We start from the raw sequence: 21,748 nt of genomic DNA, 5'->3' as shown, positions 1-21,748 counted from the left end.
ATCTGCCGGCCGCCCCGACCGCAGATCGAAAGGAGCGTGCATGTCCACCACCGATCGCCCCGACACCGCCATCAGGAAGATCGAAAAGACGGATGCCGAGTGGCGGGCAGAACTGACGCCCGAGCAATATGCCGTCACCCGCCAGCAGGCGACCGAGCGCCCCGGCACGGGTCCGTACCTGCATGAGAAGCGCGCCGGAACCTATACCTGCGTTGCCTGCGGCGCGCCGCTGTTCCGCTCCGAGACGAAGTATGAATCGGGCAGCGGCTGGCCGAGCTTCTTCGCCGCCGTCGACGATACGGCGGTGGGCGAGGTCACGGATCGCTCGCATGGCATGGTGCGGACCGAGATCGTCTGCGCCAGTTGCGAGTCGCATCTCGGCCATCTGTTTCCCGATGGCCCCAACCCGACCGGCCTGCGCTATTGCACCAACGGCACGGCGCTGAAGCTGAAGCCGGACGACGGCCAGGAATAGCCGCAGCCCCCGCCTCCAGGAATTCGGGGAACCCGCCCGGCGGGCGCCTCACTCTGGCGGAGCGTTTGTGCCATAATTGGCACCCATCATGCCGAGACGGCCGCCGGCCGTCTCCCGGCCGTCTCGAAGAACGCAAGACCCCAGGGCAGGCCGAGGCTTGTCTGAACCACCCCTTCCCGGAGCACCCTCCCTCGTGAACCCGCCGCTCGCCGCCAAGAAGCCTGTGACCTCCGCCGTCCACGGCGTCGCCATCTCCGATGACTATGCCTGGCTTCGCGCCGACAACTGGCAGGAGGTGATGCGCGATCCGAGCGTGCTCGCGCCCGATATCCGCGCCTATCTGGAGCAGGAGAACGCCTACACCGCCAGCCAGATGGAAGACACCGCCGGCCTGCAGGCTGAGCTGTTCGCCGAGATGCGCGCCCGCATCAAGGAAGACGATTCCTCCGTCCCCTCGCCCGATGGCGACTTCGCCTATGCGATGCGCTTTACCGAAGGCGCCGAACAGCCGCTCGTCGTGCGGACCGCGCGGGACGGCAGCGGGCCGGAAACGATCCTGCTCGACGGCAACCAGATGGCGTCCGGCCGCGCCTATTTCCGGCTCGGCAGCGCCGATCACAGCCCCAACCACAAGCGCCTCGCCTTTGCCTATGACGACAAGGGCTCGGAATATTACACGCTGCATGTGCGCGACATCGAAAGCGGCGCGGATCTCTCCGACGCCATCGAGGCGACGACCGGCGGCGGCGTGTGGGCCGCCGACAGCAACACGCTGTTCTACACCGTGCTCGACGACAACCATCGCCCCTGCCGGATCTATCGCCACATCGTCGGCACGCCGCAGTCCGAGGACGTGCTGGTGTTCGAGGAAAAGGATCCGGGCTTCTTCCTGGGCGTCGGCCAGACCCAGTCGTCGCGCTACATCCTGATCGACAGCCATGACCACGAGACGTCGGAAGTCCATCTGCTCGACGCGGAAGATCCGACCGGCGCCCACCGGCTGGTCGCCGAGCGGGTCACGGCGGAGGAATATTCCGTCGATCACAATGGCGACACGCTCTACATCCTGACCAATGCCGGCGGCGCCGAGGACTACAAGATCGTCACTGCGCCGGTCGCCTCGCCCGGCCGCGAGAACTGGGTCGATCTCGTTCCGCATAATCCCGGCACGCTGATCCTCGGCATGACGGTCTACCAAGACTACATGGTCCGGCTGGAGCGGGCTGGCGGCCTGCCGCGCATCGTCGTCCGGGCGCTCGCCAGCGGCGAAGAGCATGCGATCGCCTTCGACGAGGAAGCCTATTCGCTCGGCATGGGCGACGGCTACGAGTTCGATACCTCGATCCTGCGCTTCACCTATTCGTCGATGACGACGCCGTCGCGCGTCTATGACTACGACATGGCAACCCGCGAGCGGACGCTGCGCAAGGAGGAGGAGATCCCCTCCGGCCACAACCCGGCCGACTATGTGACGCGCCGGGTCTTCGCCAAGGCGGCCGATGGCGAGACCGTGCCGGTGTCGCTGCTCTACCATAAGAACACGCCGCTCGACGGCAGCGCGCCCTGCCTGCTCTACGGCTATGGCGCCTATGGCATCACCATTCCCGCCTCCTTCTCGATCTCGCGGCTGTCGCTGGTCGATCGCGGCTTCGTCTACGCCATCGCCCATATCCGCGGCGGCAAGGACAAGGGCTTCCGCTGGTATGCGGATGGCCGGCGCGAGAAGAAGATGAACACGTTCACCGATTTCATCACCGCCGGCGAGTATCTGGCGCAGCAGGGCTTTACCGCGCGCGGCAAGATCGTCGCGTGGGGTGGCTCGGCCGGCGGCATGCTGATGGGCGCCGTCGCCAACATGCAGCCGGACCTATTCGGCGGCATCATCGCCGAAGTCCCCTTCGTCGACGTGCTCAACACCATGCTGGACGACACGCTGCCGCTCACCCCGCCGGAATGGCCGGAATGGGGCAATCCAATCGAGAGCGCCGAGGATTTCGCCGTGATCGCCGCCTATTCGCCCTATGACAATGTCGGCGCCCACGCCTATCCGCCGATTCTGGCGATCGGCGGGCTGACCGACCCGCGCGTCACCTATTGGGAACCGGCGAAGTGGGTCGCCAGGCTGCGCGAGACCAAGGCCGGCGACGATCTGCTGCTGCTCAAGACCAACATGGATGCGGGCCATGGCGGCGCCTCCGGCCGGTTCGACCGGCTGAAGGAGACGGCCTTCTCGACCGCCTTCGCCATCAAGGTCGTCGCCAGCAAGATCATCGGCAACGGCTGATCCTTCGCAAGACTAGCGGCGGCGCTTGACTTCAGCGGGCGCTGCCGCACCTTAATCCCAAGGGATCCATCGAGGGCACGGCGATGAAACGATTGGCCGCCACGGTTCTGGCTGCATCGGCACTGGCGGGCGCGCTGACGGCGCCCCTGCCGGCCAGCGCGCAGGTGTTTTTCGGCCTCAGCTACGGGCAGAACGTCTCACAGGGCGACTGCAAGGGCCTGGCCGCTTCGCTAGGGCCGCGAAAAGTCTGGTTCTCGCGCTTCTCCGGCTCGAAGCCGGATGTCTGGGATCGGGGCCTGGAGCCGGCCTGGGGCGTCGGCTGCTTCCGCACCCAGCAGGAATGCAAGCGTTGGCTCTACAACACCCAGACGGAATGGCCGCGCCTGATGAACTTCACCCGCTGCGCCCAGGGCCTTCCGGCGCGTTTCTGAGACCGAGAGCAGCCACTCCCACAAACGAAAAACCCCGGCGCAAGGCCGGGGTTTCCGTATTCGACGTCGATCCGTGGGATCAGACGGCCTTCTCGTACTGCTCCAGGACGTAGTCCCAGTTGATCAGGCTGTCGACGAACGCCTCGAGATACTTCGGGCGGGCGTTGCGGTAGTCGATGTAATAGGAATGCTCCCAGACGTCGACGCCGAGGATCGGCTTCGCGCCGTGGATAAGCGGGTTCTCGCCGTTCGGGGTCTTGGAGATGGCGAGCTTGCCGTCCTTGACTTCAACCCAGGCCCAGCCGGAGCCGAACTGCGTCGTGCCGGCGGCGATGAAATCGGTACGGAACTTGTCGTAGCCGCCAAGGTCGGAATCGAATGCCGCCTGCAGCTTGCCCGGGAGCTTCTTGCCGCCGCCGTCCTTCTTCATCCAGTTCCAGAAATGGAGATGGTTGTAGTGCTGGCCGGCATTGTTGAAGAGGCCGGCGTTCTTGCCGTAGCTCTCCTTGACGATCTCTTCCAGGCTCTTGCCCTCGAGACCCGAGTCCTTCAGCAGGTTGTTGCCGTTGGTCACATAAGCCTGGTGATGCTTGTCGTGATGGTACTCGAGAGTTTCCTTCGACATGAAGGGACCGAGCGCCTCGTAATCATAAGGCAGCGGCGGAAGTTCGAAAGCCATGGGAGACTCCTATCGACCATGTCGGTGGGTTTGGGGCTCGTCCGAAAACGGCGCCCCGGCGGGAAAGGTTCCGAACGCAACATAGGCAGCGCCGGGTCGTCCGGCAACTCGTCTCCGTCCGGATGCACAATCAAAGGTATGCGGTTTCCGATCCGCGCTCCGGGCCGCATTGCGCGAGGCGCGGCCGGGCGGGAAAGGCGATCATATTTGCGTGACCGCGACCGCTTCCGACTTGCCCCTGTCATCGTTCATCGTGACAGTTAGAACGATTCCGAACACCACAACGGAGGATTGTCGATGCGATTCAAGATCATACTGGCCGGACTGGCCCTGACGCTGGGAGCCGCGGGCCTCGCCCATGGCGCCGACGACGTCATCGCCCAGCGCCAGGCGCTGATGAAGGACAATGCCGGCGCCGCCAAGACGATCTTCCAGATGGTGCAGGGAAAGACCCCCTACGACGCGGCGGCCGCCAAGGCGGCGTTCGAGAAGATCGCCGCCGACATCAAGACCTTCCCGACCCTGTTCCCCGAAGGTTCGGACCAGGGCAAGACGACGGCCTCGCCCGCCATCTGGCAGGACAAGGCAGGGTTTGAAGCCCTCGCCGCCAAGATGGGCGCCGCCGCCACCGCGGGCGCCGCCGCCGCATCAGGCGGTCTCGACGCCATCAAGGCCTCGGCCGGAGAAGTCGGCGCCAGCTGCCAGAGCTGCCACGAGAAGTTCCGCATCAAGAAATCCTGACCGTGCGGATCCGCACCGCCACCCTTGCCGTCGTCGCCGTCGCAGCCCTGGCTGCGGCGGTTTTCTGGTTCCTGACGGCGCCGCAGCCGCTCGACGCCGCCGTGCTGCCCGACAAGCCGGGCGACGCGGCCAAGGGCGAAAGGCTGTTCTGGGCCGGCGGTTGCGCCTCCTGCCATGCCGCCCCGGGCGCCAGCGGCGACAACCTGCTAAAGCTCACCGGCGGCGTGGCGATCGCCTCCCCCTTCGGCACCTTCCATGCGCCCAACATCTCGCCGGACAAGACGCATGGCATTGGCAACTGGAGCGCGCTTGACTTCGTCAACGCCATGAAGCGCGGCATGGCGCCGGATGGCTCGCACCTCTACCCGGCCTTCCCCTACACCTCCTATCAGCGGATGACGGTGCCGGATCTCCTGGATCTCAAGGCCTATCTCGACACGCTGCCGGCGGACGCGACGGCCAACCAGCCGCACGACCTGCCCTTCCCCTTCTCGATCCGCCGCGGCATCGGGCTGTGGAAGCTGCTTTATCTCGACGGCAAGACCTTCACGCCGGACCCGGCCAAGAGCGAGGCCGTCAATCACGGCGCCTATCTCGTCGAGGGACCGGGCCATTGCAACGAATGCCACACGCCGCGCACGGCGCTGGGCGGGCTGGACATGAGCCGCGCGCTCGCCGGGGCGCCCGACCCTTCCGGCAAGGGCAAAGTGCCCGATATCACCTCGGGCCCCGGCGGCCTTTCCGACTGGAGCGTCGATGACATCGCCAACGCGCTCGACACGGGCTTCACGCCGGACTTCGATTCCCTCGGCGGCACGATGGCCGAGGTCGTTCGCAACATGGCGAAGCTGACGGCCGAAGACCGCCAGGCGATCGGCGAATATCTGAAGCAGGTCCCGCCGGCGGCGGTTGCAGCGTCCGCCGCGCCCACGCCCTGAGGACCTTCGCCTTGACGTGGCCGCCGTCGCCCTGCGAGATCGCGGAAGTTTATTTTCCCGGCCCTGTCCGAATGGCGGGGCGCGCCGCGACATGGTCGTGAAGGCCGGGAATGGTCCCGCCTCTCGAACCGCAGCCGAGATTTCCATGCAATACGCCCTGCTCTTCTACGAAAACAGCCAGCAGTTCACGACCCGCGAACACGACCCCGAGACCATCGCCTATTGGGGCGCGTGGAAGGCCTATGTCGAGGACATCAGCGCTTCCGGCATCGTTCGCGGCGGCGAGGGCCTGCTCGGCCCGGATACGGCGACATCCCTGCGCATCCGCGACGGGCAGCACCAGGTCCAGGACGGGCCGTTTGCCGACGCCAAGGAGCAGTTGGGCGGATTCTTCATCATCGAAGTCGACGATCTGGACGCGGCCATCGCCTGGGCCGCGAAGGCGCCCTGCGCGCCATATGGCGGCGTGGAGATCCGCCCGACGCTGACCACGATGTAACGAACCACTCGCGTCGGAGGGCGTATCGATGGCGGGAGGTCGCGTCGAGCAGGCGGTTCGCGAGAGCTATGGCCGGCTCGTCGCCATCCTCTCTGCGCGGGGTCGCGATATCGGGGCGGCCGAGGACGCGCTTGCTGATGCGATCCTCGCCGCCTTGGAGCAATGGCCGGATCGGGGCATCCCGGATCGTCCCGAGGCGTGGCTGCTTGCCGTTGCACGGCGCCGGTGGATCGACCGCGCGCGACGCGCAACGACCGATGAAGCGTTGTCGCGCTCGCTCGCGCTGCTGACCGATATCGCCGGCGAGATCGATCTGGCGGCGCCGAACTTTCCCGACGAGCGGCTGAAGCTGCTTTTCGTCTGCGCCCATCCGGCGATCGATCCCTCCATCCACGCCGCGCTCATGCTGCAGAGCGTGCTCGGGCTCAACGCGGCGCGCATCGCCGCCGCCTTCGTCGTGTCGCCGGACGCGATGGGGCGCCGGCTGACGCGCGCCAAGATCAAGATCCGCGACGCCGGTATTGGCTTCGAATTGCCAGACCGGCGCGAACTCGCCGGCCGGCTGGAGCCCGTGCTCGACGCCATCTATGCCGCCTATGGCCATGGCTGGGACAGCCCGGCGGATGACAGCCAGCGGCATGACCTCGCGGCCGAGGCAGTCTGGCTGGGTCGGACCCTGGTCGAGCTAATGCCGCAGGAGCCGGAGGCGCTGGGCCTGCTCGCCCTGATGCTGCATCTGGAGGCGCGCTCGCCGGCGCGGCGGGGGACGGACGGCGCCTATGTGCCCCTTTCAGAGCAGGATCCGTCGCTCTGGTCGCACGCCAGGCTGGCCGAGGCAGAGGCAACGCTGGCGCGCGCCGGAGCGCTCGGACGGCCGGGGCGATACCAGCTGGAAGCGGCGATCCAGTCCGCCCATGCCGGCCGCAGACTGACCGGCGAGCCGGATCGCTCCACCATCGCAGGCCTCTATGACCGGCTCCATCGCACGTCGCCGCGACTGGGGGTGGCCGTTGGCCGGGCCGCGGCGATGGCGGAGGCGCATGGTGTCGAGGCCGGGCTTCGATGCCTGGCAGAACTCGACAGCGGCAGGGTTGAAGCCTACCAGCCCTTCTGGGCGGTTCGCGCCGACCTGCTGGCCCGGGCGAATGCGCGCGGCGGGGCGATCGAGGCCTATGACCGTGCCATCGCGCTCGCGACGGATGCCGCCGTTCGATCCTATCTGACCGAACGGCGCGCCCGGCTTCTGTCCTGAAGCCGGGGCCTTACCGCTCGGTTGGGCCGATCCACTTGGCGAGCGCCACGGGCTGGTAGTTCTCGTAGCGATCGAGCAGCGTGACCGGATTGTCGTCGACGATCAGCATGTCGCGGTGTTCGGCACGCACGAAACCGGCCTCGACCGTGTGGTCGAGGAAGGCGTCGAGCTTCTCGTAGAAGTTCGCGACATCCAGCAGGCCGACCGGCTTCTTGTGATAGCCGAGCTGGGCCCAGGTCCAGATCTCGAACAGCTCCTCCAGCGTGCCGAGCCCGCCCGGCAGCGCCACGAAGCCGGTCGAGAGATCGGCCATCATCTGCTTGCGCTCATGCATCGAGCCGACGACATGCAGCTTGGTGAGATGCGGGTGGGCGATTTCCTTGTCGCGCAGCGCCTCGGGAATGACGCCGATCACCTCGCCGCCCGCCGCCAGCGCGGCATCGGCGACCGCGCCCATCAGGCCGACTTTTGAGCCGCCATAAACAAGCGAGGCGCCGCGATCGGCTATGGCGCGTCCAAGCGCCACCGCCGCGTCGCGATAATCGGGCCGGAAACCGGAGCTCGAACCGCAGAAAACGCAGATCTTCACTGCGCGCCCTCCTCGGACAGCGCCGACAGGATCCGCGCCCAGGAGCGGATGCCGCCATGGAAGCTGGTGAGGTCGTATTTCTCGTTCGGCGAATGGATGCGGTCGTTCTCCTGCGCGAAGCCGACCATCAGCGCATCGAGGCCGAGCACGGTCTTGAAGTCGCCCGCGACCGGGATCGAGCCGCCCGAGCCGACCACAACGCAATCATGGCCCCATTCGTCCGTCAGGGCGGCACGGGTCTTCACCAGCGCCGGATTCTCGGACGAGAGCCGGATGCCGGGCGAGCCACCATGCCGGGTGAACTCGACCGTGCAATCGGCCGGCAGCTGCGACTCGACATAGGCGCGGAAGGCGGCACGGATCTTTTCCGGATCCTGCTTGTCGACCAGGCGGAACGACACCTTGGCGAAGGCCTGCGAGGGGATCACCGTCTTGAAGCCCTTGCCGGTATAGCCTCCGGAAATGCCGTTGACCTCGCAGGTAGGCCGCGCCCAGATCTTCTCCAGCACGCTGCGATCTTCCTCGCCGGCCGGGATCGACAGGCCGACCTCGCCCAGGAACTGATCGGGATCGAAGCCGAGCGACTGCCACTGCTGGCGGATGCTGTCGGGGATCTCGCCGACGCCGTCATAGAAGCCCGGTAGGGTGACCCGGCCGGTCTCGTCGCGCAGGCCGTCGAGGATCGAGACGAGGACGTGGATCGGGTTGCGCGCGGCGCCGCCATACATGCCCGAATGGAGGTCGCGCGAGGCGGCGGTGATGGTGATTTCCTCGCCAACGAGGCCACGCAGCATGGTCGTCACGGCCGGCGTCTGGCGGTCCCACATGTTCGTGTCGCAGATGAACGCGAAATCGGCGGCGAACTCGTCCTTGTTGGCCTGCATGAACGGCACGAGGCTGGGCCCGCCCGATTCTTCCTCGCCTTCCAGCAGGATCGAGACGGGAATCGGCAGCGAGCCGGTGACGGCTTTCCATGCGCGGAACGCCTCGATGAAGGTCATCAGCTGGCCCTTGTCGTCCGAGCTGCCGCGGGCGACGATCTGCTTGGTGCCGTCAGCGGCGGTGACGATCTTCGGTTCGAACGGGGCGGTATCCCAAAGCTCGACTGGATCGACCGGCTGCACGTCGTAATGGCCGTAGAACAGCGCGCGGGGCCCCTTGGCGCCGTCCTGATGCGCGACAACCATCGGGTGGCCGGGGGTCGCACGCGTGCTGGCGTCGAAGCCGATCGAGGCGAGATCGGCGGCGATCATCTCGGCCGCCTCGCGGCAGGCGCCCGCATAGGCCGGATCGGTCGAGATGCTCTCGACGCGGATCAGCTTGAACAGCCGCTCGAGGCTGTTTTCGATATCGGCATCGATATGGGCGAGAACGTCGGCGAGGCGATCGGACACGGGCGGGCTCCAGGGCAATGAGCGCGCGCAGGCACGCGCTGTAAGCGGCTCTGATACGCTCGCGGCCGGAAAAAGAAAAGGCAAGCGCTTGTCGCCCCTCCCACCACAATTCGCCGCATTGTAAGGCATTGGTAGAATGCCCACCTTACAAACCAACCACTGACGCCAAACCATTCCCCGGCCGTCTGTTCCGGTCTCAATCTAGGATGTGATGAATGAAGCTCTTCTACGCTCCGGGCGCCTGCTCGCTGTCGCCCCATATCGCCCTGCGCGAAGCCGGCCTGCCCTTCACGATGGAGAAGGTCGACCTGCGCGCCAAGGCGACCGAGAGCGGCGCGGACTTCAAGGCAATCAATCCCAAGGGCTATGTGCCCGCCCTGGAGCTCGACAACGGCCACGTCGTCACCGAGGGCCCGGTGATCGTGCAGATGATCGCCGACATGGCGCCCGAAAGCGGCCTCGCTCCGGCCTTCGGCTCGGCCGAGCGCTATCAGCTGATGGATTGGCTCGCCTTCATCTCGACCGAGTTGCACAAGGGCTTCAGCCCGCTGTTCAATCCGTCGCTCAAGGATGACGCCAAGCAGAGCTTCAAGGACCGCCTGTCGCTGCGCTTCGCCTTCCTGACCGACGCGCTCGGCGACAAGCCGTATCTCATGGGCGACAAGTTCAGCGTCGCCGATGGCTACCTGTTCACGGTGCTGCGCTGGGCCAAGGGCTTCAAGTTCGACGTCGGCTCCAAGCTCGACGCCTATTTCGACCGCGTCGCCGCCCGTCCGGCGGTCAAGGAAGCGCTCCAGGCCGAAGGCCTGCTCGCCGCCGCCTGATCCGGCCTATCGGTCTGGAAATGAAAAATCCCCGGCGTTTCAGCGCCGGGGATTTTTTGTGCCTACCTTCCGGGACGCGCCTCAGCGCGTGCGCAGGATGCTGCCCAGGACGCCGCGCACGATGGAGCGGCCAACCGAGCCGCCGATCGAGCCGGCAACGCTCTTGCCGATATTGGCCGCGACGTCGCCCGCCACCCGGTTGGTGACGGTGCGCGTCACTTCGCGCGCCACGCGCTGGGTCGCCGTGAAGCGCTCGCCGCGCTTCTTGTCGGTGCCGAGCAGCGACCCAAGAATGCCGCCAATGTCGAAGCCGCTGGCCGACGCCGGCGCCGCGGCCGCATCGGATTCCGCCGGTGCGTTGGCGGCGGCCTGGCGGCCCAGGATCTCATAGGCCGACTCGCGATCCACCGTCCTGTCATAGGCGATGCCGATCGGGCTGGTGGCGATGATCTGGCGGCGCTCGGCCTCCGTCACCGGGCCGATGCGCGACGACGGCGGGCGGATGAAGGTGCGCGCGACGATGCTGGGGACGCCCTTCGGCTCCAGCGTCGAGACCAGCGCCTCACCAACGCCGAGCTGGGTGATGACGTCCATCGTCTTGAAGGCGGGATTGGGCCGGAAGGTGTCGGCGGCGACCTTCACCGCCTTCTGATCGCGCGGGGTGTAGGCGCGCAGCGCATGCTGGACGCGATTGCCCAACTGCGACAGCACGCTGTCCGGCACGTCGAGCGGGTTCTGGGTCACGAAATAGACGCCGACGCCCTTCGAGCGGATCAGCTTGACCACCTGCTCGACCTTGTCGAGCAGGGCCTTGGGCGCCTCGTCGAACAGCAGATGCGCCTCGTCGAAAAAGAAGACCAGCCGCGGCTTGGCCGGGTCGCCGACCTCGGGAAGCACCTCGAACAATTCCGACAGCAGCCAGAGCAGGAAGGTCGCGTAGAGGCGCGGCGAGTTCATCAGCTTGTCGGCGGCGAGCACGTTGACCATGCCGCGGCCATCCGTGGTCGTGCGCATCAGGTCGGCGATCGCGAGCGCCGGCTCGCCGAAGAAGGCGTCGCCGCCCTGGTTCTCCAGCACCAGCAACTGGCGCTGGATCGCGCCGACCGAGGCCTTGGTGACATTGCCGTATTTGGCCTGAATGCGGTCGGCGTTTTCGGCCATGAAGCCGAGCATGGCGCGCAGGTCCTTGAGGTCGAGCAGCAGCAGCCCTTCCTCGTCGGCGACGCGGAAGGCGATGGTCAGGACGCCTTCCTGCGTATCGTTCAGGTTCATCAGCCGTGCGAGCAGCAGCGGCCCCATCTCGCTCACCGTGGTGCGGATCGGGTGGCCCTGCTGGCCGAACAGGTCCCAGAAGATCGTCGGACAGGCGCTGAACTTGTATTCCGCCGCGAAGCCGATCTCTTCGGCCCGCTTGGTGAGAAAGTCCTTCGCCTCGCCCGGCTCGGCGATGCCGGAAAGGTCGCCCTTCACGTCGGCGCAGAAAACCGGCACGCCAGCATCGGAAAAGCCCTGCGCCATCACCTGCAGCGTCACTGTCTTGCCGGTGCCGGTGGCGCCCGTGACCAGTCCATGCCGGTTGGCGAGGCCGAGCAAGAGATATTCCGGCTTGTCGCTCGTCCCGAGATAGATCTTGTCCGCTTCCAGCATCGGCATCGACACATTCCTCTGGCGCCGCCGCTTCGAGGATCGAAGGGCTATGGCGACCTTATAGAACCCAATTCGGTCCGCGCAATCTACCGTCGCGCCACCCGCGTGACGAGACGACTTGCCATCCCGCAACACACAGGCGAACATCCAAGTCTAGACTTCTAACACTTGGGATTCGCTCAGGAGAGTTCGAGAATGTCTTACCCCATCAAGGATATCGAAGGCATCGGCGCTGTCTTCGCAGAAAAGCTGATTGCCGCGGGTGTCCGCACGACCGGCGCTCTTCTTGAGCAGGCGAAGGACCCGAAGGGGCGCAAGGCGCTTGCCGCGACGTCGGGGCTCGGCGAAGACAAGATCCTGAAATGGGCCAACATGGCCGACCTGATGCGTATCAAGGGCGTGGCGGAGGAATATTCCGAGCTGCTCGAAGCGGCGGGCGTCGATACGGTCAAGGAACTGAAGACCCGGCGGGCGGACAATCTCGCGGCCAAGATGGCCGAGATCAACGCCACCAAGAAGCTGGTGCGCCAGTTGCCTTCGGAAAAGATCGTCGAGACCTGGATCGAGCAGGCGAAGAACCTGCCGCCGATGCTCACCTACTAAGGTCAATAAAGCCCGAGCCCATGTCCGGGCGACGCACTCGCCCGGATGGATCACGCCCGGAAGCAAACGCCATCGCACGAGCGTCGATGTGCGCCCGGTCCAACTCCAAAGACGGGAAAGGTCCGGCACCGTTCCAGTGGGCGGGGCGGCCTCCGGAACGGTGCCAGTGCGCAGATCGCGGAGGCGATGCGGCGCGCAGGGAGTTGGTGAACGTGCCAGGAGGCAGGGGCAGGAACACCAACTTGTCCTCCATGTACGGAGCGGGCGCCGGAAAAGTTTCAGCAGCCATCCGTTTTATCTCAAGCGGCGCGAATTCGGCCGCACCGAAGCCAAAAGGAACCCGGCCTCGCGGCCGGGTTCCGAACTCAACGTATCGGCTTCGATTACGGAAGCAGGACGGCGTTGATGACGTGGATCACGCCGTTCGACTGGTTGACGTCAGCGATGGTGACGCGAGCCTTGTTGCCCTTGGAATCGATGACCCAGACCTTCTTGCCGTCGACCTGGATCTTGAGCGTCTCGCCCTGCACGGTCTTGTATTCGGCCATGCCGTTCATCTTCTTGGCGGCCTTCATGATGTCGGCGGCGGAGATCTTGCCGGGGACGACATGATAGGTCAGCACGGAGGTCAGCTGGCCCTTGTTGGCGGGCTTCAGCAGCGTGTCGACCGTGCCGGCCGGCAGCTTGGCGAAAGCTTCATTGGTGGGCGCGAAGACCGTGAACGGGCCCGGGCCGGACAGCGTATCGACCAGGCCAGCTGCCTTGACGGCGGCGACCAGAGTGGTGTGGTCCTTCGAATTGACGGCGTTCTCGACGATGTTCTTGTTGGGATACATCGGCGCGCCGCCGACCATCACGGTCTTGGCAAAGCTGGGAGCAGCCATGGTGGCGACGCCGCCGAGAGCCAGGGTAGCGACAGCAGCGACACGAACGAAATTGGCAAAATGAGACATTGGACTTCCTCCTATAACGTCGGGTCTTTCCCGTCCGTTGATCCACGTTGAACTTCCGAAGTCACGTATCGAACCAGTCAAGAAAATCTGTATTCAGGCAAGGATATAGCGTTGACGGAAATCGCATCTTCAAAATGCGATCTTCATCCGTATCCAATTCCGCGATTTTCTTGATCGGGTCCGAAACGTCCTTCTGCTACCTTATACGGAGGTAGATCCAAACGGTTTCAGCCCACCTCATAAAAATTGCACGCGGCGATCTCCGGGATGCCCCGATGGCAAAAACCGCCTGCGACCCGGTGTATCGAAGGCATGCGATTGCTTGCACGGGCGGGGTGCGCGCCATAATCTCCCGCGCGCCGAGTGGAGCTGCTGATGAAACCGACCAATCCCGTCTATACTGGCCTTCCGACCACCATCTTCGAGGTGATGTCGCGGCTTGCCATCGAGCACGGCTCGATCAATCTCGGCCAGGGCTTTCCCGATGTCGACGGTCCGGAGGACGTGCGCCGGATGGCGGCCGAGGCCCTGATCGCCGGGCCCAACCAGTATCCGCCGATGATGGGCGTGCCGGCGCTTCGCCAGGCTGTGGCCAGCGCCAACAAGCGCTTTTACGATCTCGACATCGATTGGAAGACCGAGGTCCTTGTGACCTCCGGCGCGACCGAGGCGCTCTCCGACGTATTCACGTCGCTGATCGAGCCCGGCGACGAAGTCGTCATGGTCGAGCCGCTCTATGACTGCTACGTGCCGCTGGTGCGGCGCGCGGGCGGCATTCCGAAGATGGTGCGCGTGACGCCGCCGCTCTGGAAGCTCGACCTCGACGAACTCGCCGCCGCCTTCTCCGACAAGACCAAGGCGGTGTTGCTCAACAACCCGATGAACCCGGCCGCCAAGGTGTTCACCCGCGAAGAGCTGAGCGGGATCGCCGAACTCTGCGTGCGCTTCGATGCCTATGCGATCTGCGACGAAGTCTATGAGCACATCATCTTCGACGACCGCGCCCATATTCCGCTGATGACGCTGCCCGGCATGCGCGAGCGCACCGTGCGCATCGGTTCGGCCGGCAAGACCTTCTCCCTGACCGGCTGGAAGGTCGGCTATGTGACGGCGACGCCGCGCCTGCTCGATCCGATCGCCAAGGCGCACCAGTTCACGACATTCACGACGCCGGCGGCGCTGCAGTCGGCGGTCGCGTTCGGACTGGCCAAGGAAGACGCTTATTATGCCGGCCTGGCCGGAGACCTCGCCAAGAAGCGCGACCGGCTCGCCTCCGGGCTGGAGCGGCTCGGCTTCGAGGTCGTGCCCTGCGGCGGCACCTATTTCGTCACCGCCGATACCGCTCCGCTCGGCCTTGGCGGCAGCGATGTCGAGATCTGCCAGCGCATGACGGTGGAAGCGGGCGTCACGGCGGTGCCCGTCTCGGCCTTCTATGTCGGCGATGCGCCCAAGACCTTCGTGCGCTTCTGCTTCTCGAAGCAGGATTCGATCCTCGACGCGGCGCTCGAGCGGCTGGGGAACTGGATCGACAAAAAAGTAAAGGCGGTGGCCTAGCCACCGCCTCGGTATCTCCAGGGAGAGTTGCCCGCCTACTCTGCCGGCAGCAGGTCGCCGATATAGACCACCGGTCCGGTCGCCTGGCCGGTCGGCGAACCGCCCTTGGGCTCGACCGAGATCGCCAGCTTTTCACCCGGCTTCAGCGAGACGTTCATCGACTTCAGGTCGCTGAGATTGTCGGCGACGCCCATCGACACGGTGGGGCCTTCCGCCGGAACCTGCCAGAGCTCGAAACTCTTGTCCGGCGGCGGCGCATCGCCGACCCGGCGCAGCCTTATCGTGCCAGCGTTGGTATCGACGGACGCCACGAAAGCCGGCTTGCCGCCCTCCCCGCCCAGGACCGCGACATAGTTCGCGGCGGGCGGCGGCGGCACGAGCCGGTCGCTGGCCACGACGACCGCCAGCACGGCGGCCGCGGCGCCGAAGATGCCGGTCGCGATCCGCAGCCGGCGCACGGTGCGCTCCAGCAGAAGCACGCGCGCGCCGCCGCTGCCGACGGCGCGGATCTGGGAAAGGATGCTGGCCCAGAGGCCTTCGGGCGGCGCCTGTTCGCCGGCAAGGTCGGCCAGAGGCTGCAGCCGGCCCGCCCAGCCGCCGATCGCGGCGCGAAGAGCCGGATCGCTGGCGGCGCGCGTCTCTACCGCGTCCCGCTCGGGCCGATCGAGCGTGCCGAGCACATATTCGCCGGCCAGGCCCTCCATTTCGTCGTCATCGGCCACCGAGGCACTCCTTCAAGGCGATCAGGCTTCGCCGCAATATCGTCTTCACCGTCGCGACCGGCTTGTCGAAGCGCCGCGACAACTCCTCCCGGCTGTAGCCATAGCTATAGGCCAGGAGCACCATGCCGCGCCGGTCGGGCTCCAGCCCTTCCAGGCAGCGCCGCAATTGCGGCCCGGTCAGGCCGTCCGTCGTCGAGCCGGGGGCTGGCAGCTTTTCCGCCAGTTCCTCGTCGATGACGACCGTCGTCTTCGAAACGCGCTCCGACCCTTTGCGTACGGCGTCGATCGCCGCGTGACGGGCGATCGTCGTCATCCACGTGATCGGGGACGCCATTGCCGGATCAAACCTGTCGGCATGATTCCAGATCCGGACCCATGCCTCCTGCAGCGCCTCCTCGGCAGCTGCTTCACTAACGGCAATACGGCGGACCACGGCGAATAGTTTCGCGGAAGTACGATCATAGAGCCTTTTGAACGCGGTTTCGTCGCGCGAGGCGACGTCCCGCATCAAGGCAACCAATTCGGCGACCCCATCGGAACCTTGATAGACCAAACTCAACCTCCCCGCGCCCGACGACCGGATGGGAGCTTAGGCCAAACTCTCGCGCCCTGCCATGGGCTCGCCGCGCCAGACCGCGCCTGTTCTGCGCCCGCCTGCGCGATCCGCCTTGCTACCGCCCTCGCGCATCGCTACATCCCGTCGAATGGCTCCTCCTCTGCTTCTCCTCCAGGACATCCGCCTCACCTTTGGCGGCCGTCCGCTCATCGAAAACGCCACGCTTTCGGTCTCGGCCGGCGAAAGGCTGTGCTTTGTCGGCCGCAATGGATCCGGCAAGTCGACGCTGCTGAAGATCGCCGCCGGCACCGTCGAGGCGGATGCCGGCACGCGCTTCGTGCAGCCTGGCGCGACGCTGCGCTACCTGCCGCAGGAGCCGGATCTTTCCGCCTTCGCCACCGTGCGCGCCTATGTCGAGGCCGGCCTCGGACCGGGCGACGACCCCTACCGCGCCACCATGCTGATGGAATCGCTCGGCCTGACCGGCAACGAGGCGCCGAACACGCTCTCGGGCGGCGAGGCGCGCCGCGCGGCGCTGGCCCGCGCCATCGCGCCGGAGCCCGACGTGCTGCTGCTCGACGAGCCGACCAACCATCTCGACCTGCCGGCGATCGAATGGCTGGAAGAGACGCTGAAGTCGATGCGCTCGGCGCTCGTCCTCATCAGCCATGATCGCCGCTTCCTGGAGCGCCTTTCCAAGGCGACGCTTTGGCTCGACCGCGGCACGACGCGACGGCTCGAACAGGGCTTTACCGCCTTCGAGGAATGGCGCGACAACGTCCTGCATGAAGAGGAGAAGGAGCGCGAGCGCCTCGACCGAAAGATCAGCCAGGAAATCGACTGGGTGCGCTACGGCGTCACCGCGCGGCGCAAGCGCAATATGGGCCGCCTGCGCAAGCTCGAAGGCCTGCGTCAGGAGCGCCGCGACCAGCGCCGCGCCGTCGGCAGCGTCAACCTGCAGGCGAGCGAAGGCAATGTCTCCGGCAAGGCCGTGGTCGAGGCGATCGGCGTGTCGAAGTCGTTCGGCGACCGGGCGATCGTCCAGGATTTTTCCACCCGCATCCAGCGCGGCGACCGGATCGGCCTGGTCGGCGCCAATGGCGCGGGCAAGACTACGCTGCTCAACCTGCTGACCGGCGTGCTGGAACCCGACAGCGGCATCATCAAGCTCGGGACCAATCTGCAGATGGTGACGCTCGACCAGCGCCGCGAAAGCCTGGATCCGAGCCTGCGCCTCGCCGACGCGCTGACCGAAGGCCGCGGCGACAGCGTCATGGTCAATGGCGAATCGCGCCACGTCATCGGCTACATGAAGGACTTCCTGTTCACGCCCGAGCAGGCCCGAGCCCCGATCACCGCTCTCTCCGGCGGCGAGCGCGGTCGGCTGATGCTGGCGCGCGCCCTGGCGCGGCCGTCCAACCTGCTCGTGCTCGACGAACCGACCAACGATCTCGACCTCGAGACGCTCGACCTGCTCGAAGAGCTGCTCGACGATTATCCCGGCACCATCCTGCTCGTCAGCCATGACCGCGACTTCCTCGACCGCGTCGCGACGTCCGTGATCGTGGCGGAAGGCGATGGCCGCTGGACGGATTATGCCGGCGGCTATTCCGACATGCTGATCCAGCGCGGCGCGGCAGCCCCGGCCCGCGCGATCAACAAGGCCGAGCGCAAGGAAGAAAAGAAGGTCACCGCCGACAAGGCGCCGGCCTCGAAGAGCAAGCTCTCCTTCAAGCAGAAGCACGCGCTGGAGACGCTGCCGGCGAAGATCGAGGCGCTGACCGCCGAGATCCGCAAGCTGGAAGCAACGCTCGCCAAGCCGAACCTGTTCGCCGTCGACCGCAAGGCGTTCGACACGGCCAATGCCCGCCTCGCCGCCGCCCAGCATGAGCGCGACGCCGCCGAGGAAGAATGGCTGACGCTGGAAATGCTGCGCGAGGAACTGGCGGGCTAGGCTTGCCAACCGAGGTCAAGCAAGCCCCTCACCCAACCCTCTCCCGCAAGCGGGCGAGGGCTTTTGGCCGGTGCGCTCGCAGCCTCGCGCGTCCATGGATCGACCGGGCGCGGTGAGCCCCCTCGCCCGCTTGCGGGAGAGGGTCGGGGTGAGGGTTCTTGCCCCCTACTCCACCGCCCGCACGCTTTCGCGCACCACGAGTTCGCAGGCCAGACGTACCTTCAAGGTCGGCACCGTGCCGTCGCGCCCCGTCGCCATGCGGCGCAGCAGGTCGGTGGCGGCAAGCCGGCCCATCTCGTTGCGCGGCTGGCGCATGGTGGTCAGCGCCGGATCGTAGTGCACGGCATATTCGGTATCGTCGAAGCCGATGACCGATACGTCGGACGGAATGCCGACCCCCCGGTTCTTCAGCGCGCGCATGAAACCGAGAGCGATTTCGTCGGCCGCGGCGAAGACCGCCGTCGGCTTTTCGTCGAGCGCGAAATAATCTCGGGCCGCCCGTTCGCCGGACGCGAAATCGAAATTGCTGGCGCCACGCCAAATCAGCGCCTGGTCGATCGGCAGACCGGCCTCTCGTAGTGCATCGCAATATCCGCCGAGGCGCTCGCTCGCTTCGAGCCCACCCTCGGCGCCGGGAATATGCGCGATGCGGCGATGACCCTGCGAAATCAGGTAGCGCACCGCCTCGGCCGACGCGCCGCGATTGTCGACGTCAAAGACGGAGAATTGCGGCGTGCCGGGAATTTCGGAAAACATCAGCGAGACTGGAACCGTGTCCGGCACCGAGACGAATTCCTCGTCGCGCGGCACGTTGCCGGTGACGACCAGAACGCCGTCCACCTGCCCCGCCCGGATCACCCGGGCATAGTGCGTCTCGCGGCTACGGCTTTGACGCGTATAGCCAATCAGCACGCCGTAGCCACCTTCGGTGAACACTTCCTCCAGTGCATTCAGCACGGGCGTGAAGAACGAATTGCCGATGCCGGGCAGCAGCACCAGCACCATCTTGGTCGATTTGGCGCGCAGCGAACGGGCCGCGGCGTTGGGCGTGTAGCCGGTCTCGCGGATGGCCGAAAACACCGCGGCCCGGGTCGCCTCGGTCACGCGTTCCGGCAGGGCGATGGCCCGGCTGACGGTTGCGGTGGACACGCCCGCCCGGCGCGCGACGTCCTGGATCGTGACGGATCGGGCGGCCGCTTCCGGCTCCGGCGTTTCAGATTTTCGCACCGTTTGGTCCTTCCCCAGTCCGGCTTTTCTTTTGCACTGCAAAATAACTTTGCGTTGACAGCCGGTTTGGGGAGTATACGGTAGATGTAATCGATTACAAGAATTCGGGCGTTCAAGTCCGGTGGATCGGACGGACGTTCACGAATTGGCGCCTTTGAGGAAAGGCGCTGAACCCCGGGAGGAGGAAGCATGAAGCATTTTACCAAGGCGTTGCTCGGTGCAGCAGCAGTCGTGGCCCTGATGGCTGGTCCGTCGGTCGCTGCCGAAAAGGCCGAAGTCATCCATTGGTGGACCTCCGGCGGCGAATCCGCTGCCGTGAAGGTGTTTGCCGACCAGTTCAACGCCGCTGGCGGTGAGTGGGTCGACGCGGCCATTGCAAGCGGCGAAGCGGCACGCGCCGCCGGCATCAACCGCATCGTTGGTGGCAACCCGCCCACCGCCATGCAGTTCAACACCGGCAAGCAGTTCGAGGACCTGGTCGCACAGGGCCTGCTCAACAACCTCGATGAGGTCGCCAAGGCCGATGGCTGGGACAAGTTCCTTTCGCCGGTTCTGGTGAAGGCGGTCTCGCGTGACGGCCATTACTTCGCCGTTCCGGTCAACATCCACTCGAACAACTGGCTCTGGTACAACGCGGCCCTGCTCGAAGCGAACAAGATCGAGCCGCCGAAGACCTGGGACGAACTGTTCGCCGCCATGGACAAGCTGAAGGCAGCCGGCGTCATTCCGATGGCGCAGTCGGGCGACGCCTGGACCCAGGTCCTGCTGTTCAACGACGTCCTGCTCGGCGTCGGCGGCCGCGACCTGTATCTGAAGGTCTATGGCGACAACAACGTCGAAGCCGTGAAGTCGCCGGAATTCGCCAAGGTCGTCGAGACCTTCGGCAAGCTGCGCGAATATGGCGATGCCGGCCAGCAGGGCCGCCAGTGGAACCAGGCCACCGGCCTCGTCGTCTCGGGCAAGGCAGGCTTCAACTTCATGGGTGACTGGGCCAAGGGCGAAGTGATCGCCGCCGGCCTGACCCCCGGCAAGGAAGTTGGCTGCATTCCCGGCATCGGCAACCAGGTCTACTGGATCGGCGGCGACGTGTTCGTCTTCCCGAAGACCGACAACGCCGACGCCCAGAAGGCCCAGGCGCTGCTCGCCCACACCATGCTGACGCCCGAGACCCAGGTCGCCTTCAACGCCAAGAAGGGCTCCGTCCCGGTTCGCGGCGATGTCGACACCTCGAAGCTCGACGCCTGCGCCCAAGCCGGCCTGAAGCTGCTGGGCACCGAGAATGGTTCCGTCCCCGGCTTCGACTTCCTGCAGACGCCGGACTCGATCGGCTCGATCCAGGACATCATCGGCCAGTTCTGGACCACTCCGTCCCAGACCCCGGCCGACCTGCAGGCGAAGTTCGCCGAAATCATCGCTGCAGAATAACAGGACTCCGACCCGGCCGGTTCTCCGGCCGGGTTTTCTCCTCGATCTGGCGCCACCGCGACGGTGAGCCGGTCCGCGGCGGCTCGCATCCGCCGGGCTATCGGAGTGCGTTATCTTGAAACCTCGATTCCTACGCTTCTGGATGGCGCAGGTCGCCCTGGCTCCTGCCTGGCTGATCGTGATCTTCGCCTATATCGGCACCATCCTCTGGACCATCCAGATCTCGTTCACGAGCTCGAAGGTCTTTCCGGTCTCCAACTATGTCGGCTTCTCGCAATACACCCGACTGTTCGGATCGGAACGCTGGATCATATCGGTCCAGAACCTTGCGATCTTCGGCCTGATCTTCATCGTCGGCTGCCTGATCCTCGGCTTCCTGCTGGCGGTGTTCCTCGACCAGCGGATCCGCGCCGAGAGCGTGTTCCGCACGATTTTCCTCTATCCCTACGCCCTGTCGTTCATCGTGACCGGCCTCGTCTGGCAGTGGACACTGAACCCGACGCTCGGCGTGCAGCAGACCGTGCGTAACTGGGGCTGGGAAAGTTTTACCTTCGATTGGCTGTCGCGCGGCGACCGGGCGATCTACGTCATCGCCCTTGCCGGCATGTGGCAGGCGTCCGGCCTCGTCATGGCGATCCTGCTGGCCGGCCTTCGCGGCGTCGACGGCGAGCTGTGGAAGGCCGCCAAGGTGGACGGCATCCCAACCTGGCGCGTCTATGTGCACATCGTGATCCCGATCCTGACGCCGATGTTCGTGACGGCCACGGTGCTGCTCGCCACCGCGGTGGTGAAGGTCTACGACCTGGTGGTGGCGCTCACCAATGGCGGCCCCGGCATATCGACCGAGGTGCCGGCCAAGTTCGTCATCGAATACCTGTTCCAGCGCCAGAATCTCGGCCTCGCCACGGCGGCCTCGACCGTCATGATGATCACGGTCCTCTGCGTCCTGGCGCCCTGGCTCTACGTGCAGTATTTCCGCAAGCCGAGGAGCGCGCACTGAT

The 21,748-nt window shown here is 65.8% G+C and carries 21 protein-coding genes; 13 read left to right on the top strand and 8 right to left on the bottom strand.

The window, feature by feature from the left end:
• Window positions 1–40: 40 nt before the first annotated feature.
• The 3 genes from msrB (at window position 41) to ABIE08_RS01025 (ending at window position 3,190) form a co-directional block, all read left to right on the top strand.
• Window positions 41–475, top strand: a complete 435-nt coding sequence (gene msrB / locus ABIE08_RS01035) for a peptide-methionine (R)-S-oxide reductase MsrB (protein ID WP_354548075.1) — start codon at window positions 41–43, stop codon at window positions 473–475.
• 193 nt (window positions 476–668) lie between these two features.
• The gene (locus tag ABIE08_RS01030; RefSeq protein ID WP_354548074.1) at window positions 669–2,759 is read left to right on the top strand and encodes a S9 family peptidase; all 2,091 of its coding nucleotides are present in this window, start codon (window positions 669–671) and stop codon (window positions 2,757–2,759) included.
• Between the two features lie 83 nt (window positions 2,760–2,842).
• Window positions 2,843–3,190: a hypothetical protein gene (locus tag ABIE08_RS01025; RefSeq protein WP_354548072.1), complete on the top strand. Its 348-nt coding sequence runs from the start codon at window positions 2,843–2,845 to the stop codon at window positions 3,188–3,190.
• Window positions 3,191–3,269: 79 nt separating this feature from the next.
• Here ABIE08_RS01025 and ABIE08_RS01020 read toward each other — a convergent pair whose 3' ends face one another.
• The gene (locus tag ABIE08_RS01020) at window positions 3,270–3,869 is read right to left on the bottom strand and encodes a superoxide dismutase (protein ID WP_354548071.1); all 600 of its coding nucleotides are present in this window, start codon (window positions 3,867–3,869) and stop codon (window positions 3,270–3,272) included.
• A gap of 297 nt (window positions 3,870–4,166) precedes the next feature.
• On the opposite strand from ABIE08_RS01020, the gene ABIE08_RS01015 reads away from it, so the two are divergent.
• The 4 genes from ABIE08_RS01015 (at window position 4,167) to ABIE08_RS01000 (ending at window position 7,299) form a co-directional block, all read left to right on the top strand.
• On the top strand, window positions 4,167–4,610 hold the full coding sequence (locus ABIE08_RS01015; protein WP_354548070.1) for a c-type cytochrome: 444 nt from the start codon (window positions 4,167–4,169) through the stop codon (window positions 4,608–4,610).
• A 2-nt stretch (window positions 4,611–4,612) separates the two neighbouring features.
• Entirely contained in the window at window positions 4,613–5,548 is a 936-nt protein-coding gene (locus tag ABIE08_RS01010) for a cytochrome c (protein WP_354548068.1), read from the top strand.
• Window positions 5,549–5,693: 145 nt separating this feature from the next.
• Window positions 5,694–6,047 carry a YciI family protein gene (locus tag ABIE08_RS01005; RefSeq protein ID WP_354548067.1) on the top strand — a complete coding sequence of 118 codons (354 nt, stop codon included), beginning with the start codon at window positions 5,694–5,696 and terminating at the stop codon, window positions 6,045–6,047.
• Between the two features lie 28 nt (window positions 6,048–6,075).
• The gene (locus tag ABIE08_RS01000) at window positions 6,076–7,299 is read left to right on the top strand and encodes an RNA polymerase sigma factor (protein ID WP_354548066.1); all 1,224 of its coding nucleotides are present in this window, start codon (window positions 6,076–6,078) and stop codon (window positions 7,297–7,299) included.
• A gap of 10 nt (window positions 7,300–7,309) precedes the next feature.
• Here the strand turns inward: ABIE08_RS01000 and ABIE08_RS00995 are convergent, their stop codons facing one another.
• Both ABIE08_RS00995 and ABIE08_RS00990 read right to left on the bottom strand, forming a co-directional pair.
• The gene (locus ABIE08_RS00995) at window positions 7,310–7,888 is read right to left on the bottom strand and encodes a TIGR00730 family Rossman fold protein (protein ID WP_354548065.1); all 579 of its coding nucleotides are present in this window, start codon (window positions 7,886–7,888) and stop codon (window positions 7,310–7,312) included.
• A complete protein-coding gene (locus ABIE08_RS00990) occupies window positions 7,885–9,282 on the bottom strand; it encodes a M20/M25/M40 family metallo-hydrolase (RefSeq protein ID WP_354548063.1) in 1,398 nt (465 codons plus the stop codon). The genes ABIE08_RS00995 and ABIE08_RS00990 overlap by 4 nt, the downstream gene beginning before the upstream one ends.
• Window positions 9,283–9,497: 215 nt before the next feature.
• Here ABIE08_RS00990 and gstA point away from each other — a divergent pair, with 215 nt between their 5' ends.
• Window positions 9,498–10,106, top strand: coding sequence for a glutathione transferase GstA (gene gstA, locus ABIE08_RS00985; RefSeq protein WP_354548062.1), 609 nt, complete (start codon window positions 9,498–9,500; stop codon window positions 10,104–10,106).
• 81 nt (window positions 10,107–10,187) lie between these two features.
• Here gstA and ABIE08_RS00980 read toward each other — a convergent pair whose 3' ends face one another.
• Entirely contained in the window at window positions 10,188–11,753 is a 1,566-nt protein-coding gene (locus ABIE08_RS00980; RefSeq protein ID WP_354551523.1) for a helicase HerA-like C-terminal domain-containing protein, read from the bottom strand.
• Between the two features lie 195 nt (window positions 11,754–11,948).
• Here ABIE08_RS00980 and ABIE08_RS00975 point away from each other — a divergent pair, with 195 nt between their 5' ends.
• The gene (locus ABIE08_RS00975; RefSeq protein ID WP_354548061.1) at window positions 11,949–12,356 is read left to right on the top strand and encodes a DUF4332 domain-containing protein; all 408 of its coding nucleotides are present in this window, start codon (window positions 11,949–11,951) and stop codon (window positions 12,354–12,356) included.
• 383 nt (window positions 12,357–12,739) lie between these two features.
• Here ABIE08_RS00975 and ABIE08_RS00970 read toward each other — a convergent pair whose 3' ends face one another.
• Window positions 12,740–13,240 carry a fasciclin domain-containing protein gene (locus tag ABIE08_RS00970; RefSeq protein WP_354551521.1) on the bottom strand — a complete coding sequence of 167 codons (501 nt, stop codon included), beginning with the start codon at window positions 13,238–13,240 and terminating at the stop codon, window positions 12,740–12,742.
• Between the two features lie 444 nt (window positions 13,241–13,684).
• Between ABIE08_RS00970 and ABIE08_RS00965 the strand changes: the two genes are divergently transcribed.
• Complete coding sequence (locus ABIE08_RS00965) at window positions 13,685–14,863, top strand: aminotransferase (RefSeq protein ID WP_354548059.1); 1,179 nt, start codon at window positions 13,685–13,687, stop codon at window positions 14,861–14,863.
• 35 nt (window positions 14,864–14,898) lie between these two features.
• On the opposite strand, the gene ABIE08_RS00960 is transcribed toward ABIE08_RS00965, so the two are convergent.
• The gene (locus tag ABIE08_RS00960; protein ID WP_354548058.1) at window positions 14,899–15,585 is read right to left on the bottom strand and encodes an anti-sigma factor; all 687 of its coding nucleotides are present in this window, start codon (window positions 15,583–15,585) and stop codon (window positions 14,899–14,901) included.
• Window positions 15,575–16,093: a sigma-70 family RNA polymerase sigma factor gene (locus tag ABIE08_RS00955; protein ID WP_354551519.1), complete on the bottom strand. Its 519-nt coding sequence runs from the start codon at window positions 16,091–16,093 to the stop codon at window positions 15,575–15,577. The genes ABIE08_RS00960 and ABIE08_RS00955 overlap by 11 nt, the downstream gene beginning before the upstream one ends.
• A gap of 196 nt (window positions 16,094–16,289) precedes the next feature.
• Between ABIE08_RS00955 and ABIE08_RS00950 the strand changes: the two genes are divergently transcribed.
• On the top strand, window positions 16,290–18,095 hold the full coding sequence (locus ABIE08_RS00950; protein WP_354548057.1) for an ABC-F family ATP-binding cassette domain-containing protein: 1,806 nt from the start codon (window positions 16,290–16,292) through the stop codon (window positions 18,093–18,095).
• Between the two features lie 165 nt (window positions 18,096–18,260).
• On the opposite strand, the gene ABIE08_RS00945 is transcribed toward ABIE08_RS00950, so the two are convergent.
• Window positions 18,261–19,322, bottom strand: coding sequence for a LacI family DNA-binding transcriptional regulator (locus tag ABIE08_RS00945; RefSeq protein WP_354548056.1), 1,062 nt, complete (start codon window positions 19,320–19,322; stop codon window positions 18,261–18,263).
• A 189-nt stretch (window positions 19,323–19,511) separates the two neighbouring features.
• On the opposite strand from ABIE08_RS00945, the gene ABIE08_RS00940 reads away from it, so the two are divergent.
• The gene (locus ABIE08_RS00940) at window positions 19,512–20,747 is read left to right on the top strand and encodes an ABC transporter substrate-binding protein (RefSeq protein WP_354548054.1); all 1,236 of its coding nucleotides are present in this window, start codon (window positions 19,512–19,514) and stop codon (window positions 20,745–20,747) included.
• A 115-nt stretch (window positions 20,748–20,862) separates the two neighbouring features.
• Complete coding sequence (locus ABIE08_RS00935) at window positions 20,863–21,747, top strand: carbohydrate ABC transporter permease (RefSeq protein ID WP_354548053.1); 885 nt, start codon at window positions 20,863–20,865, stop codon at window positions 21,745–21,747.
• Window position 21,748: the final 1 nt, after the last annotated feature.

Source organism: Kaistia defluvii, assembly GCF_040548815.1.
Taxonomy (GTDB): domain Bacteria; phylum Pseudomonadota; class Alphaproteobacteria; order Rhizobiales; family Kaistiaceae; genus Kaistia; species Kaistia defluvii_A.
This window is presented reverse-complemented; position numbering and strand designations above follow the sequence as displayed.